Here is a 14183-nt window from a genome sequence, read left to right as displayed (position 1 = left end):
CGGTGGCGACGCGGATCGTTCGACCGCCTCGCCCGGTGTGGTGCAGCGCCTCGAACGGTCCCTCGCGCCGGTGGTCGCCTGGCTCAAGGAAGTCGGTAGCGCACTCGGCCATGTCTGGCGGCGTTCGCTGCAGTTGCGCGTCATCGTGTCCACACTCACCCTGTCGCTGATCGTCATCACGATCCTCGGCGTGGTGCTGACCAGTCAGATCACCGATCGGCTGATCGACGCGAAGATCAACGGCGCGGTCGAGGAGATGGATCGCGCCCGCAATACGGTGGAGAGCCAGCTGGCCGGTGTGCACGATATCGGCACCCAGCAGCAGCGGCTCATCGATGCCCGCAATGCGCTGTCCAACCGCGGCGGGACCGGCCAATCCACCGGTGTTGCAGGCAGTTTCGATTCCGCGCTGAGCATTGTCGGAGGTACCCCGCAGCAGCAGATCTCGACCGGGCCGATCCAGGAGGTGCCCGAGGAACTGCGCCGCTTCGTCGCGCGCAACCAGGTCAGCTACCAGTTCGCCACGGTCGCGGATCCGGACGGCTACCACGGCCGGGCGCTGATCATCGGCAGCCCGAGCGCGGAGATTCCGACGCTGCAGATCTATCTGATCTTCCCGCTGGCCAATGAGGAGCGCAGTCTGTCGCTGATGCGCGGCACCATGTTGATCGGCGGCGTCGTGCTGCTGGTGCTCTTGGCCGCGATCACCGCACTGGTCACCCGGCAGGTGGTGCTGCCGATCCGCTCGGCCGCGCGGATCGCGGGCCGCTTCGCCGACGGCAGGCTCAAGGAACGCATGCTGGTGCGCGGCGAGGACGATATGGCGCGGCTGGCTCAGGCCTTCAACGAGATGGCCGAGAGTCTGTCCAACCAGATCAACGAGTTGGCGGAGTTCGGAAATCTGCAGCGTCGCTTCACCTCCGATGTCAGCCACGAGCTGCGCACCCCGCTGACCACCGTCCGCATGGCGGCCGACCTGATCCACGGCAGCAGCGACGATCTCGATCCGGCGCTGGCCCGCAGCTCGGAATTGCTGGTGACCGAACTCGATCGCTTCGAGGGTCTGCTCAACGATCTGCTCGAGATCAGCCGTCACGACGCCGGTGTGGCCGAACTGCAGGTCGAATCGCTCGACGTGCGGATGTGCGCGCGGGCAGCGATCTCCACCGTGCGGCATCTGGCCAAGGAATCCGGTGTCGAGGTGGTCATCGATATGCCGGAGGAGCCGCTGGTCGCCGAGGTCGATCCGCGACGGGTGGAGCGGGTGCTGCGCAATCTGCTGGCCAATGCGATCGACCACAGCGAGGGCAAGCCGGTGCTGATCCGGATGCGCGGCGATCTGGACGCCAACGCGGTCGCGGTGATCGTGCGCGATCAGGGTGTCGGCCTGCGGCCCGGTGAGGAGAAGTTGGTCTTCAACCGGTTCTGGCGTTCGGACCCGTCCCGGATGCGCCGTTCCGGCGGCACCGGACTCGGTCTGTCGATCAGCGTCGAGGACGCGAATCTGCACGAGGGCAAGCTCGAGGCGTGGGGCGAGATCGGTATCGGCGCGAGCTTCCGGCTCACCCTGCCGCTGGTGCGCGGCAAGAAGATGGGCGCGAGCCCGCTGCCGCTGGAACCGGTGTTGCGCAAGGCATTACCCGCGCCGCGGGTCGATCCGGAACCGGCCGAGGATCCGGCCACCGACGAGTCGGAACCCGGAGCCACGGTCACCGAGTTGCCGATGATCCGCGTCGAGACCAACGGTGGCGAAGCGCTCCCGAGTGGAACTGCCGCGGAAGCCACGGACACCGACGCAGCGGACGCGAACGACTCGAACGGTGTCGATTCGATCGGACTCACCAATGGCACGGGACCGGAGGCCGAGCAAACCGAATCCACCGAACCGAAGCAGGCCGGGCACAGCGTGCCGGGTGACGGCGGGGACGTACAGTCATGAGGATGCGTAGCTGGTATCCGAGGCGCACAACGCTACGGCTGTCCGCGCTGGGTGCGGCGGCCGTAGCTGCGCTGTTGGTACTCACCGGATGTGCGAGCCTGCCGGAATCCTCCGCACCGCAGGCACTCGGAACCATCAATCGCCAGCCCACCTCGGACGGTCCACCGCCGCCCATCGGCGGTCGCGATCCGGACCTGTTGCTCCGCGATTTCCTGCAGGCCACCGCCGATCCGGCCAACCGGCATCTGGCCGCACGGCAGTACATGACACAGTCGGCATCGTCGCAGTGGGACGACAAGGCGGGCACGCTGATCGTGGACAGGGCCGATACCCTGCGCGAATCGCGTTCGGGCGATAAGGCGACCTATGTGATCCGGGCACACAAAGTCGGCGAACTGGCCGCCGACGGCGCGTATCGGGCCATCGACGCGCCCTTGGAAAACAAGATCGAAATGACCAAGGTCGACGGCGAATGGCGCATCGATGAGCTGCCCGACGGCGTTGTGATGGAGCAGACCGCCTTCGCCAAGTCCTACCGGCGCTACGTCCTGTACTTCATCGACCCGACCGGCACCACCGCCGTCCCCGATCTGCGCTGGATCTCGGTGGCCAAGAACCAGCTGGCCCAACGCCTGCTCAGCCTGCTGGCCGAGGGAACTCAGCCCGCGCTCGCCTCGGTCGTACGTAATGAACTCGCCCCACCGGTGGCCCTGCGCGGCCCGATCACCAAGCCGAACAATGACGACAACGACGTCGGTGTCGGGCTCGGCGGCGTGCGCATCGATTTCGCCGGTGCCTCCGGGTTGTCCCCGCGCGATAAAGAACTTCTTGCCGGACAGGTGGTCCTCACACTGGCGGGTGCGGAAATCCTCGGACCGTACATGCTGCTCGCCGACGGCAAACCGTTCGACGATCGCTTCGCCGCCAACGGCTGGTCGGTCGCCGATGTCGAACAGCTGAGCCCAGCTGTCTACGCGCGCAACCAGATCGGACTGCACGCGCTGCGCAACGGCTCGCTGGTGCAGGTCACCGACGGCGGGATGATCACACCGCCCGGCTACTTCGGCGCGGTGAACAATCTACAGTCGGTCGCGCTCTCCCCGGATGGTCAATTGGTCGCCGCGGTCGCCGATGCCGGACGTCCGCCGCCGGAGCCGCCGCGCACGCTGATGGTCGGCAGCTACGGCGGCAACGCCTTCCCGGTCGCCGAGGGTTCCACCATCAGCCGACCGTCCTGGAATGCCGACGGCACCGCCGCCTGGGCCGTGATCGATGGCGAACGGGTCATCCGCGCGGTCACCGATCGCGCCACCGGAAACGTCTCGGTACAGGATGTGGACATCTCGGCCCTGGTGGCCTCGGCGCAGGGATCGGCGCTGCGGCTGCCGATCACCGAGTTGCGGGTCTCCCGCACCGGTGTGCGTGCGGCGCTCATCGCCGACGGCAAGGTCTATGTGGCGGTGGTCGAACGACGCCCGGACGGCAAGTACGCGCTCACCTCGCCGATACAGCTGGCACTCACACTCAGCACCCGGGCGGTGTCGTTGAGCTGGCTCACCGCGGACACAATCGTCATCGCGCGGGAGGGCAATGTCGATCCGCTGACGACTGTTTCGATCGACGGATCGCAGCCGACCCCGCAGATCAGCCAGAATCTGACCGCGCCCGTTCGGGTGGTCAGTGCCTCGCCGGAAGCCGAGTACGTCGGAGATTCGCGTGCGGTGCTCCAACTCCAGTACAGCGATCAGACCTCCGACCGCTTCTGGCGTGAGGTGCCCGGTCTCAACGGCGATAACTCGGTCCCGGTACTGCCCGGCTGATCGTCGGCACCGAAACGAGTACTGCGCCACCGATATTCGCGAACCTGTCGGTGGGTGGGCGCAGACTCGGGCGATGCGGACCCTGTTGGATCTGATCCTGGCGACGGCCTGTGCCGGATGCGGTGTGGCGGGTGTGGGCTGGTGTGCGGACTGTGCGGCCACCCTGGCCGGGCCACCGATACGGGTGCGGCCGCGCGCCGATCCGGGTGTGCCTTGCTGGGCGCTCGCGTCGTATGCGGGTCCGGCGCGGCGGGCGGTGCTCGCGGCGAAGGAGCACGGGCGTCGCGATCTGGCCGAGCCGGTGGGGCTGGCACTTGCCGATGGTCTGGCGCGACTGCGCGATGACCAGCGGCCGCTGGTATTGATCCCGGCGCCGAGTCGGCGAGTGTCCGCGCGCCGCCGCGGCGGAGATCCGGTAGTGCGCACGACGCGGGCGGCGGCGCGGTGGCTGCCGGATAGCCGGGTGATACCGATGTTGCGGGTGTGGTGGGGTGTGCGCGATTCGGTGGGCTTGACAGTCGGTGAGCGGCAACACAATCTGCGCGGTCGGATCATGGCCCGACCAGGTACCGGAGCCGGCTCGGAAGTCGCGGCGAATACCGAGGTCGTACTGGTCGACGATGTGCTCACGACCGGCGCTACGGCTTGCGAATCGGTGCGCGCGCTCGACCGGATCGGGGTGCCGGTACGTGCCGTGCTGGTGACGTGTTCGGCTTGACTCCGGGAAATTTGCGTGAACAGTGGCGGACCGCCCGTTGACGTACTAGCGTCGCGATCACACACCCGAACCGGGAGTTTGGAGGTGGCGCCTCGGACATCATGTGCCGAGAGATTGTCTATCGGCACGGCTCATCCCGCCGCACGCACGCTGGTCTGTGCGGCCATATCCGGGAGGTACGCGTGACGACTTCTTCACGACCTTCAGTGAAAGACGCCCTCGCTGTGAAAGAAACACAGGCCTCGGTGCTCGATGACAGCACCCTGGATGCGACAGAGCAATCCACAGCGGACCGACCTCGCGCGCCGCGCGGCGATGTCGTGGTGAAGGGACGCAATGTGGAGGTTCCCGACCATTTCCGAATTTACGTCGCGGAGAAACTCTCCCGTGTCGAACGCTTCGATCCGTCGATATTCATCTTCGATGTGGAGTTGTTCCACGAACGCAATCGTCGTCAGCGTAAGGCCTGCCAGCGCGTCGAGATCACTGCGCGCGGCAAGGGCCCGGTCGTCCGGGCGGAGGCATGTGCGGACAGCTTCTACGCTGCCCTCGAATCGGTGACCGCGAAGCTGGAGAGCCGGCTGCGTCGAACCAAGGATCGCCGCCGCGTCCACTACGGGGACAAGACCCCGGTCTCGGTGGCCGAGGCGACCGCCGATCTGATCGATGACTCACTGTTCGCACAGGCGGAGGGCGCCACCGCACACGAGCATCCCGAGGCCGAACGCAGTCGGCCCGAAACGGAGTCGCTGGATTACGCGGCCGGCCCCGGCCATATCGTCCGAACCAAGGTCCATTCCGCGACCCCGATGTCGGTCGACGACGCCCTCTACCAGATGGAGCTCGTCGGGCACGACTTCTTCCTCTTCCAAGACAAAGAGACCGACCGACCGTCCGTCGTCTACCGTCGCCACGCATTCGACTACGGCCTGATCCGGCTCGCGTAGTCAGTCGCCACCCTTGTTCTCCGGGTATTCAGCGCGCGAGTTGGATGCCCGGAGAACTGCGCTGTCCGCCTGCTCGGCGTAACGACAGATTTCGCAAGCACGTGGGTAACTCATCGGGTACGTCCAAACCTTGGCCAGGCTTCGACCACCGGTCCGCGACGTAAGTGTTGTGGCACTTAGTCTTCGGCCTGAGGTCCGGGGAGGCGGGGGAGCCGTTCCCGGAAGAAGGTTCTGTGCAGCACGGAATCTCGGCGCTGCGGGCGCATGGCCTGCAACATGACCAGGTCGGCGAAGGTTTCGGCATCGCGTTCGCGGGCGGATGCGTAATCGCTGCGCCCGAGCACGTAGGCGATGGACTCCGGGGAAATCGAGGGCAGTAGGTCCGCGATGGCCGACATCGGTTGTGGCGCGGGGGTTTCGGTCGCCGATTCCGGTCCGTGGCCGAGCAGCATATGACCCAGTTCGTGGACGATGATGTGCTCGGCATGCCATTCGGTGGTGTCGGCGCCGTAGACAATGATGTCGCTGTCGCGCTTGGCAATCCACAGACCGCTGCCGGTGCCGCAGCCGGTGCCCGCGAGCAATGCGGTGTCGACCGGTTGCAGGGTGATGGTGCGACCGCGATGGTCGGCGACGGCATCGAGGTATGCGGTCAGATTCCACGGGGACGGTATCGGTACGTCCCGGGATACTTCCCGGAACCGGTGCTCCATACCGGGCATTCGTCGGCAATCTCCTACAGCGCTGCGGTCCCGCCCCATGCAACCGACGATGCTACCGACTGTTCGGAAACTGCCCGGTCTACGGTCGCTCGACCGGTTGATCCGTGCGGTGGATGAGCGCGGTCAGCGTGGTGAGATCGACATCGGATCCGCGCAGCGCGATGCTGGCGACATTGGCATCGCGCATGGTGGCGAGCAATTCGAGTTCCCTATCGATCGCGGCCGCCGCCGCGCCCGTGGTGGTCAGATAGTCGGCGCTCACGCCGAAGCACTGTGCGATGGCGCTGAGCAGTTCGGATCCGACCGGCGCCGAGTCGAATTCGCCGCGCCGCAACCGGTCGAGCTGGTCCTCCGGGACGGTGCGGCCCAGTTGCGCACCGACCTGTTCGGCCACCGCGGCCGTGGTGCGCTCGGGCTCCGATCGCGGGTGCACGGTCGCGAATAGTCGATTCACCTTGTGGCTGAGCGTCAGTCGCGCTCGGCTCGTCGCATCGTCGGTCATCTGTACTGCCCTCTACTGCTTGCCGTTTCGAATCGATGCCGCACCGGGATTGGCTGCCAGCCAGCGTGCGCGGAAGCGGCCCTCGGTGCCGGCATCCACATCCTCCGCGCGTCCGGCCAGCCAGCGGCGATAGCGGCGTTCCTCCAGGTCGGCGGGGTCGCTGGACTCGGCGGGCACGTCGAGTAGATGCGAGAACGCCATCGCGACCAAGGGGTGCAGGGTTTTGCCCGGTCCGCCGTTGCGTTCCAGCATCGCGGTGGCGTACCGCGCGGACAGTCGGGAGACGACTCCGTTGAGATCCGAAATGGCCGCCACCACATGGGGTTCGGTGGTCCGGCCGCGCTCGACCGCATCGTTGAGTCGACCGGCGGCGGCGAGCAGTCCGGTCAGATCGGAGAGTTCGAAGCGGACCGAATCGGGTCCGGAGACGATCGACTCATCGGTACTCGGAGTGCGCGCCGCGATCTCGTGCGCGGTCGGATCGCCGCCCGCATAGGTACGCGCCGCGCTGCCGGGCAGCCAGCGCAGCGGCGCATCGAGTTTGTTGAGCGTGTGCGTGCTGATGGTCGCATCGCCGTCTTCGATCTTGCGGATCGTCGGCGCCGAGGGCCCTCCCAGATCGCCGATCTGCATCTGGGTGAGGCCGAGTTCGTCCCGGCGTTCCTTGATGATTCGGCCGAAGCGCTTATGTCGCGACAGCTCCGAAGGGCTTTGCATAGTGAGCCTCATGCTAGAGGTTCCTTGGTGGAAATGACAACTTCATAGAAAAGATTTGAAAAACCAATGGAAAGATTGCTACTGTTTCCTCGCGCCGAGTGGTGTCGACGTCGACCTTGCGGGTTCCGGGACGAGCAGGGGCGTTCGCCGGGACAGGCGCCGCTCATCCGCCTTCCCTGTACCTTTTGCCGGGCGCGGGGTTGCCCCGACAGTGTCGTCGCGGGCCGGCGGTTGAGTGCCGGGCCTGCTTTCGGGCGTGCCCGAGGAGTTACCCGTGTGCTTGCGAAATCGGGCGCAGCGGGACGGTTGAGAATGCCCGGCTCAGCGGCAATGGAGGGGATCGCTGAGCCGGGCGCTCGCGGGTCTGGACCTCGAACTTACTTCCGAGTAAGTTTGTGGGGTAGATCTCTCGAGGAGGAAAATCCCCATGGCTACCAGTGCTGCTCGCCGTGCCGTCATCGTTTCCGGTGCGCGCACGCCGTTCGTCAAGGCGTTCGGTGACTACACGCGGATGGATTCGATCGCGCTGGCCGATGCCGCGGTGCGTGGGCTGTTGGAGCGGACCGGCATGCCCGGCGCGCAGGTGCAGGCGATCGTGTGGGGTGGTGTGATTCTGCCGAGTGCCGCACCGAATATCGCGCGGGAGATCGCGTTGGATCTCGGTCTCGACCCTGGGTGCGAGGGGTACACGGTGACGCGGGCGTGCGCCTCCGGACTCCAGGCGATCACCTCGGCGGTGGCGGCCATCGAGCGCGGGGAATACGACATCATGATCGCCGGCGGCAGCGATTCGACCAGCAATGCCGAGGTGAAGTTGCCCCAGAAGCTGGTGCACGCCGGTGCGCCGCTGGCACTGGGCAAGCCGAAGCCGAAGGACTATCTCGCGGCCGCGCGTCAGCTCGCGCCCTTCACCGATCTGCTGCCGAGCCGACCGAAAATCGCCGAACGCACCACCGGTGAGGTGATGGGGGAGTCGGCCGAGAAGATGGCCCGCATCCACGGGATCAGCCGCGCGGATCAGGACGAATTCGCCGCACGCTCACACCACCGGGCCGCCGCCGCCATCGATTCGGGCCGCTTCGACGACGAGGTGCTGCGGGTACGCACCCCCGAAGGCACGGATGTCACGCGCGACGGACTGGTGCGCGCGAATACCAGTGTCGAGAAGTTGGCGAAGCTGAAGCCGGTCTTCGCCCGCGACGGCAGCGTGACCGCGGGCAATGCCAGCCCACTCACCGACGGCGCGTCGGCGGTGCTGCTGATGAGTGAGGAGCGGGCGTACGCCCTCGGCTACCGTCCACTGGCTGCCTTCCGCTCCTGGAGCTACGTCAGCGTCGACCCGACCGATCAGGTGCTGATCGGCCCGGCCATCTCCATGCCGCGCGCTCTCGACAAGGCCGGAATGTCGCTGGGCGATATCGATTTCGTCGATATCCACGAGGCGTTCGCGGCCCAGACGCTGTCCGTGCTCGCCGCACTGAACAGCGACGAGTGGGCCAAGACCCGCCTCGATCGCGATACCGCGGTCGGCGAGGTCGATATCGACAAGCTCAATGTGCACGGCGGTTCGGTTTCGCTCGGACATCCGTTCGGCGCGACCGGCGCGCGCATGGTCACCACTATGGCCAACGAATTGGCCCGATCCGGCAAGAACGCCGCCCTGCTCGGCATCTGCGCCGCAGGCGGGATCGGCGCATCGGCGGTACTCGAGCGAGTCTGACCGGCCTGTACCAGCGTCCCGCCGCTCCGCAGCGGCGGACGGGATGCGGTCGCGTCAACGCTCGGCTATCGCAAAAGCAGTGATTGCCTCGCATCGGCTATGCCTAGTGCGATGTAGTCAAAGCCTTTGCAGCAGTAGCCCTTTCGCGGGTTCAGGCGCGGAAGGTTTCTTGGTGGACGGCGTCGGTCAGGGGGCGGCCGGTGCGCCAGCCGAAGCGTTCGAGGTCGGGTACGCGTTGGAATTCGTGCACCGGGCCGACGCACAGCCAGGCGACGGGGCGGATGCCGTCGGGTAGGCCGACCAGGTCGGTGAGGAATTCGGCGTCGTAGAACGAGACCCAGCCGACGCCGATCTGCTCGGCGGTGGCGGCCAGCCAGAGGTTCTGGATGGCGAGAACCGCCGAGTAGATACCGGTTTCGGGTACGGTGGCGCGGCCGAGGACCTGTGGGCCGCCGCGCTCGTGGTCGTAGGTGACCACGATGCCGGTGCCGCTCTCGGTAATGCCCTCGATCTTGATCGGGTCGAAGGTCGCCGCCCGATCCGGCGGCAGTGCGTCCCGGAACTCGATCCGCTTCTCTGCGACGTGATCGGCGAACTTCCGCAGCGTCGCATGCTCGCGCACCACCACGAAGTCCCACGGCTGCGAGTTGCCGACACTGGGTGCGCGATGTGCGGCATCGAGCATCCGCCACAGCGTCGCATCGTCGACGAGGTCACCGGTGAACTCGGCCCGTACATCCCGCCGCATTCGGATCGCCTCGTAAACGCTCAGATCATCAGCACACACGCCCTCAGTCAACCAGCCGCAACCGGCGCTTCTGCCGAGACCCGGGCCGATACCACGAGCCCGCCGCGCCCTGAATGGCCGGACCAACGAAAGGCGAAGGCACCCACGGACTTCCGTGGGTGCCTTCGGTGTGACCGTGCGTCAGGCGACGGAAACGGCCCGACGGGCGAACCGTCGGCGCCCATCCTGCAGCGCCGTGCGCAGGCCACGACGCTTACCTGTGGCCGGGTCGAAGCTCGGCATGGTGGCGCCGTCGAACTTGCGCTCCGAAGCGGTCTCGGGGGCGTCGTCGGCGGTCGCGCGCAGGTACTTGTTCGGCAGTGCCAGCTTCAGGATGGTGCGCCAGGACTTGAAGTACTGCACCGGAAGCGAGCCGGTGGTGTATGGCAGGTCGTACTTCTCGGCCAGGGCGCGCACCCGCACCGCGATATCGGCGTAGCGGTTGCTCGGCAGATCGGGGAACAGGTGGTGTTCGATCTGGTGGCTCAGATTGCCGGTCATGAAGTGCATGACCGGACCGCCGGAGATATTGGCGCTGCCCAGCATCTGGCGCAGGTACCACTGGCCCTTGGATTCGCCGTCTATATCGGCCTTGGTGAATTTCTCGGCGCCGTCCGGGAAGTGGCCGCAGAAGATCACCGCATTGGTCCAGATATTGCGGATGATATTGGCGGTCAGGTTCGCGGTGAGCGTCGAGACGAAGGCGGGGCCGGTGAGCAGCGGGAACAGGAGGTAATCCTTGCCGACCTGCTTGCCGATCTTGACCAGTACCTCGCGGCGCTTGACCTCGAATGCGGCCCGCTCCGGCGAGCCCTCCTTCAGCCGGTGCACCTTGCCCAGCTCCAGATGCTGGACCGCGACGCCGTATTCGAAGAACAGCTGCAGCACCAGGTTGTAGGCCGGATTGCCGATATTGAACGGCTTCCACCGCTGATCCCGGGTGACGCGCAGCAGGCCGTAGCCGATGTCGTCGTCCATGCCGAGCACATTGGTGTACTTGTGGTGCAGGTAGTTGTGCGTCTGCTTCCAGTGCTTGGACGGGCCGGTGTTATCCCATTCCCAGGTGCTGGAGTGGACTTCCGGATCGTTCATCCAGTCCCACTGCCCGTGCATGACGTTGTGCCCGATCTCCATATTCTCGATGATCTTGGCCGTGCTGAGCAGGGCCACACCGGCGAGCCAGGCGGGCGGCAGGAAACTGGCGAACAGCACCGCGCGGCCGCTGATCTCGAGCGCACGCTGCAGGCGGATGACATTGCGGATATACCGCGCGTCCCGAGCACCGCGCGAGGCCTCGATATCGCGCCGGATCGCGTCGAACTCCGCACCGAGTGCCTCCACATCGGCTTCGGTGAGGTGCGCGTATTCCTTGACATCCGAGATCGCCATGGCGGTTACAGTACCGTAAGTTACGAGACCGTAGGTTGCGAGGAGTGTCTCCGAGGTGTGGCAAATCCCCCATTGCCAATGTGGCTGGGGGGTGCTATCTCACTTCCGGCGGCGGATGCGGCGCAGCGCCCGCTCGCGCATGGCCTTTCGCTGCAATGTCGCCTTCTCTTGACGCGCCTTTTCCTGCAGCGCCAGCTTGGCCTCGCGCAGCACTTCCTTCTCGTGCCGCGCCTTCTCCCGCAGCACCACCTTGGCCTCGTTGAGCGCCGAGCGCAGACCGCGACGCTTACCGGTCTCGGGGTCGACGGGCAGCCAGTGCGTCTCGTTCCACTTGTCGGCCCAGCGCTCGGCATTCGGCATCGACGGCATGGCGGGCAGCGAGACGCCGGCGAACTTGCGCTCCGAGGAGGTCTCCGGTGCGTCATCGGCGGTGCGCTTGAGGAAACGGTCCGGCAGTGCGAGCTTGTGGATGGTCCGGAAGGCCAGCAGATACTGCCTGCCGAGGGAGCCGGTGGTGTAGGGCAGATCGTACTTGTCGCACAGTTCGCGGACGCGCTCGGCGATTTCCGGATACCGGTTGCTGGGCAGGTCGGGGAACAGGTGATGTTCGATCTGGTAGCAGAGGTTGCCGCTCATGAAGGCCATCGCGGGGCCGGCCTTGAAGTTGGCGCTGCCGAGCATCTGGCGCAGATACCATTCGCCGCTGGTTTCGCCCTCGAGCTGCTCGATGGTGAATTTCTCGGCGCCGTCAGGGAAGTGGCCGCAGAAGATCACCGCGTAGGCCCACAGGTTGCGCACCAGGTTGGCGGTCGCGTTCGCCTTGAGCGTCGACGTGAAGGCCGGTCCGGTGAGCGCGGGGTAGAACAGGAAGTCCTTGGCTACCTGGCGGGTGATCTTGCGGGCGAACTCCTTGTTCGGCTCCGACATCAGCTCCTTGGGCGGCACGCCGGAGAGCTCCTTCTCGATGCTCCAATCGTGCAGCGCGATACCCCATTCGAAGGTGGCCGCGAGCAGGATGTTGGCCAACGGTTGGATCAGATGGATCGGCCGCCACTGCTCGTCGCGGGTCATCCGCAGGATGCCGAAGCCGAGATCCTCATCCTTGCCGAGCACATTGGTGTAGGTGTGGTGCGAGTAGTTGTGCGCCCGCCGCCACTGCGCCGACGGCCCGGTCATATCCCACTCCCAAGTGCTGGAGTGAATTTCCGGATCGTTCATCCAATCCCATTGCCCGTGACTGATGTTGTGCCCGAGCTCCATATTCTCGATGATCTTGGCGACCGAAAGCAGCGCCGTCCCGGTCAGCCAGGCCCACCGATTGCGGCTGCCGAACAGCACCCCGCGCGCGAGCACTTCGAGGCCGCGCTGTGCCGCGATGGTGCGCCGGATGTACTTGGCGTCACGTTCACCGCGGGACAGTTCTACGGAGCGCCGGATGGAATCGAGTTCCTGCCCCAGTGTTTCGATGTCGGCCGCCGTGAGATGGGCGAACGCCTTGATATCGGTGATGGCCACCGGGGTCCTTTCCCTGACTGGATGTCCCTCGAGGGTACCTGTCGAAATCCCTCGACGGTGTGTCTGCGAGTGTCGCTGTCTCAGACGTCGAGGGCGCAGTCGCCCGCCGCGGCCGAGATACAGGTCTGCACCTTGTCACCCTCACGGCGCTCGTCCCCATTGCGCAGATCGCGGGCATGTCCGGACGTCAATGTGACGACACAGGTTTGGCAGATGCCCATCCGACAGCCGAACGGCATCTGCACCCCGGCGGATTCGCCCGCCTCCAGCAGACTGGTCGCGCCGTCGACCTCAACGGTGCGGCCGGTCTTACCGAAGGTCACGGTGCCGCCCTCACCGACGGCGGAGCGCTCGATTTCGAAACGCTCGACATGCAGTCGGTCGCTGATACCCGCCTCGCGCCAGTGCTGCTCGATCTCGTCGAGCATGGCGGCCGGACCGCAGGCCCAGGTCTGGCGCTCGCGCCAATCCGGGAAGTGTTCGTCCAGTGTCGTGAGGGAGAACCGGCCCTGCTCGTCGGTGAGGTGCAGGTGCGAGGAGAAGCTGGGGTGCCGATCGTGCAGATCGCGCAACTCGACGCCGAACATCACATCGTCGTGGGTGCGCGCGGAGTGCACGTGCACCACGTCGGTGACCACATCGCGGCGATCCAGCGCGCGCAGCATGGCCATGACCGGGGTGATACCGCTGCCCGCGGTGAGGAACAGCACCTTTTCCGGCGGCGGCGACGGCAGCACGAAACCGCCCTGCGGTGCGGCCAACCGGACGATCGTGCCCGCGGCGACACCGCTGACAAGGTGGCTGGACAGGAAACCCTCGGGCATCGCCTTGACCGCGATGGAGATCATGCGCTTGCCGCGATGTTCCGGATCGGTCCAATTGGGCGGGCAGGTCAGCGAGTACGAGCGCCAGTGCCAGCGGCCGTCGACCAGAATGCCGATGCCGATGTATTGACCCGGCTCGTACTTCCAGTCGAAGCCCCAGCCCGGCTTGATGACCAGGGTGGCCGAATCGGCGGTTTCCTTGCGCACCTCGACAATTCGGCCGCGCAGCTCACGCGCCGACCACAGTGGATTCGCCAGGTGCAGATAGTCGTCGGGCAGCAGTGGCGTGGTGACGCGCGCGACGGCGCCGCGCAGTACGTTCAGCCGTCCACCGCGTTCGGCGACTTCCGCCGCCGGAGCCTCCAGCCACTCCCGGACCGTGCGCACCGAGAGTGCCGCTTTTTTCAAGACCATTGCCGCCGTTCGTCTCCCTGTCGTAGCGACCGGTGAAGCCGCCTCGCAGCTAGGTTACGGCATCGTAGGTTAGTGCGGGATGTGCAGGCCGTCGCGTCACGGCTCCACCTCGCTGGCGCTCGGTTCCGCCGTGCCCCGAAGCGCGCTGTGTTTTTGGTTCACTCGCTGC

General features: G+C 66.1%; 12 protein-coding genes. 5 read left to right on the top strand and 7 right to left on the bottom strand.

Annotation, left to right across the window (positions count from 1 at the left end; genetic code table 11):
- Positions 1 to 40 precede the first annotated feature (40 nt).
- The 4 genes from mtrB to hpf all read left to right on the top strand — a co-directional run bounded on the left by mtrB (position 41) and on the right by hpf (position 5424).
- Entirely contained in the window at positions 41 to 1939 is a 1899-nt protein-coding gene (gene mtrB, locus ON44_RS26270; RefSeq protein ID WP_373283212.1) for an MtrAB system histidine kinase MtrB, read from the top strand.
- Between the two features lie 2 nt (positions 1940 to 1941).
- On the top strand, positions 1942 to 3759 hold the full coding sequence (gene lpqB, locus ON44_RS26265; RefSeq protein WP_040694880.1) for an MtrAB system accessory lipoprotein LpqB: 1818 nt from the start codon (positions 1942 to 1944) through the stop codon (positions 3757 to 3759).
- A gap of 73 nt (positions 3760 to 3832) precedes the next feature.
- Positions 3833 to 4477 (top strand): ComF family protein, encoded by a 645-nt coding sequence (locus ON44_RS26260; RefSeq protein WP_040694879.1) that lies wholly within the window; start codon positions 3833 to 3835, stop codon positions 4475 to 4477.
- Between the two features lie 245 nt (positions 4478 to 4722).
- Positions 4723 to 5424, top strand: coding sequence for a ribosome hibernation-promoting factor, HPF/YfiA family (gene hpf, locus ON44_RS26255; protein WP_083898164.1), 702 nt, complete (start codon positions 4723 to 4725; stop codon positions 5422 to 5424).
- Between the two features lie 176 nt (positions 5425 to 5600).
- Here hpf and ON44_RS26250 read toward each other — a convergent pair whose 3' ends face one another.
- From ON44_RS26250 to ON44_RS26240, 3 genes are all read right to left on the bottom strand, one after another.
- A complete protein-coding gene (locus tag ON44_RS26250; RefSeq protein ID WP_051182474.1) occupies positions 5601 to 6146 on the bottom strand; it encodes a hypothetical protein in 546 nt (181 codons plus the stop codon).
- Between the two features lie 79 nt (positions 6147 to 6225).
- Entirely contained in the window at positions 6226 to 6648 is a 423-nt protein-coding gene (locus ON44_RS26245) for a hypothetical protein (RefSeq protein ID WP_051182473.1), read from the bottom strand.
- Positions 6649 to 6660: 12 nt separating this feature from the next.
- Complete coding sequence (locus ON44_RS26240; RefSeq protein ID WP_157187327.1) at positions 6661 to 7377, bottom strand: helix-turn-helix domain-containing protein; 717 nt, start codon at positions 7375 to 7377, stop codon at positions 6661 to 6663.
- 415 nt (positions 7378 to 7792) lie between these two features.
- Between ON44_RS26240 and ON44_RS26235 the strand changes: the two genes are divergently transcribed.
- Entirely contained in the window at positions 7793 to 9085 is a 1293-nt protein-coding gene (locus ON44_RS26235; protein ID WP_040694877.1) for an acetyl-CoA C-acyltransferase, read from the top strand.
- 151 nt (positions 9086 to 9236) lie between these two features.
- Here the strand turns inward: ON44_RS26235 and bluB are convergent, their stop codons facing one another.
- From bluB to ON44_RS26215, 4 genes are all read right to left on the bottom strand, one after another.
- Positions 9237 to 9857 (bottom strand): 5,6-dimethylbenzimidazole synthase, encoded by a 621-nt coding sequence (gene bluB / locus ON44_RS26230; protein WP_040694890.1) that lies wholly within the window; start codon positions 9855 to 9857, stop codon positions 9237 to 9239.
- Between the two features lie 156 nt (positions 9858 to 10013).
- Positions 10014 to 11261 (bottom strand): fatty acid desaturase family protein, encoded by a 1248-nt coding sequence (locus ON44_RS26225; protein ID WP_040694876.1) that lies wholly within the window; start codon positions 11259 to 11261, stop codon positions 10014 to 10016.
- A gap of 99 nt (positions 11262 to 11360) precedes the next feature.
- Positions 11361 to 12776, bottom strand: a complete 1416-nt coding sequence (locus ON44_RS26220; RefSeq protein WP_040694875.1) for a fatty acid desaturase family protein — start codon at positions 12774 to 12776, stop codon at positions 11361 to 11363.
- 80 nt (positions 12777 to 12856) lie between these two features.
- Positions 12857 to 14014 carry a ferredoxin reductase gene (locus ON44_RS26215; RefSeq protein ID WP_051182471.1) on the bottom strand — a complete coding sequence of 386 codons (1158 nt, stop codon included), beginning with the start codon at positions 14012 to 14014 and terminating at the stop codon, positions 12857 to 12859.
- Between the last annotated feature and the right edge of the window lie 169 nt (positions 14015 to 14183).

Origin of the sequence: Nocardia vinacea NBRC 16497 (genome assembly GCF_000308835.1) — a bacterium.
GTDB classification, from domain to species: Bacteria; Actinomycetota; Actinomycetes; order Mycobacteriales; family Mycobacteriaceae; genus Nocardia; species Nocardia vinacea.
The sequence above is the reverse complement of the archived record's forward strand: the minus strand, read 5'-3'. Positions and strand labels throughout refer to the sequence as shown.

Excerpts from the sequence above, each read along its gene's own strand:
- ON44_RS26235 (WP_040694877.1), top strand. The coding sequence starts at position 7,793 with ATGGCTACCAGTGCTGCTCGCCGTGCCGTCATCGTTTCCGGTGCGCGC.
- ON44_RS26260 (WP_040694879.1), top strand. The coding sequence starts at position 3,833 with ATGCGGACCCTGTTGGATCTGATCCTGGCGACGGCCTGTGCCGGATGC.
- lpqB (WP_040694880.1), top strand. The coding sequence starts at position 1,942 with ATGCGTAGCTGGTATCCGAGGCGCACAACGCTACGGCTGTCCGCGCTG.
- ON44_RS26225 (WP_040694876.1), bottom strand. The coding sequence starts at position 11,261 with ATGGCGATCTCGGATGTCAAGGAATACGCGCACCTCACCGAAGCCGAT.
- ON44_RS26245 (WP_051182473.1), bottom strand. The coding sequence starts at position 6,648 with ATGACCGACGATGCGACGAGCCGAGCGCGACTGACGCTCAGCCACAAG.
- ON44_RS26250 (WP_051182474.1), bottom strand. The coding sequence starts at position 6,146 with ATGCCCGGTATGGAGCACCGGTTCCGGGAAGTATCCCGGGACGTACCG.
- ON44_RS26240 (WP_157187327.1), bottom strand. The coding sequence starts at position 7,377 with ATGAGGCTCACTATGCAAAGCCCTTCGGAGCTGTCGCGACATAAGCGC.
- ON44_RS26215 (WP_051182471.1), bottom strand. The coding sequence starts at position 14,014 with ATGGTCTTGAAAAAAGCGGCACTCTCGGTGCGCACGGTCCGGGAGTGG.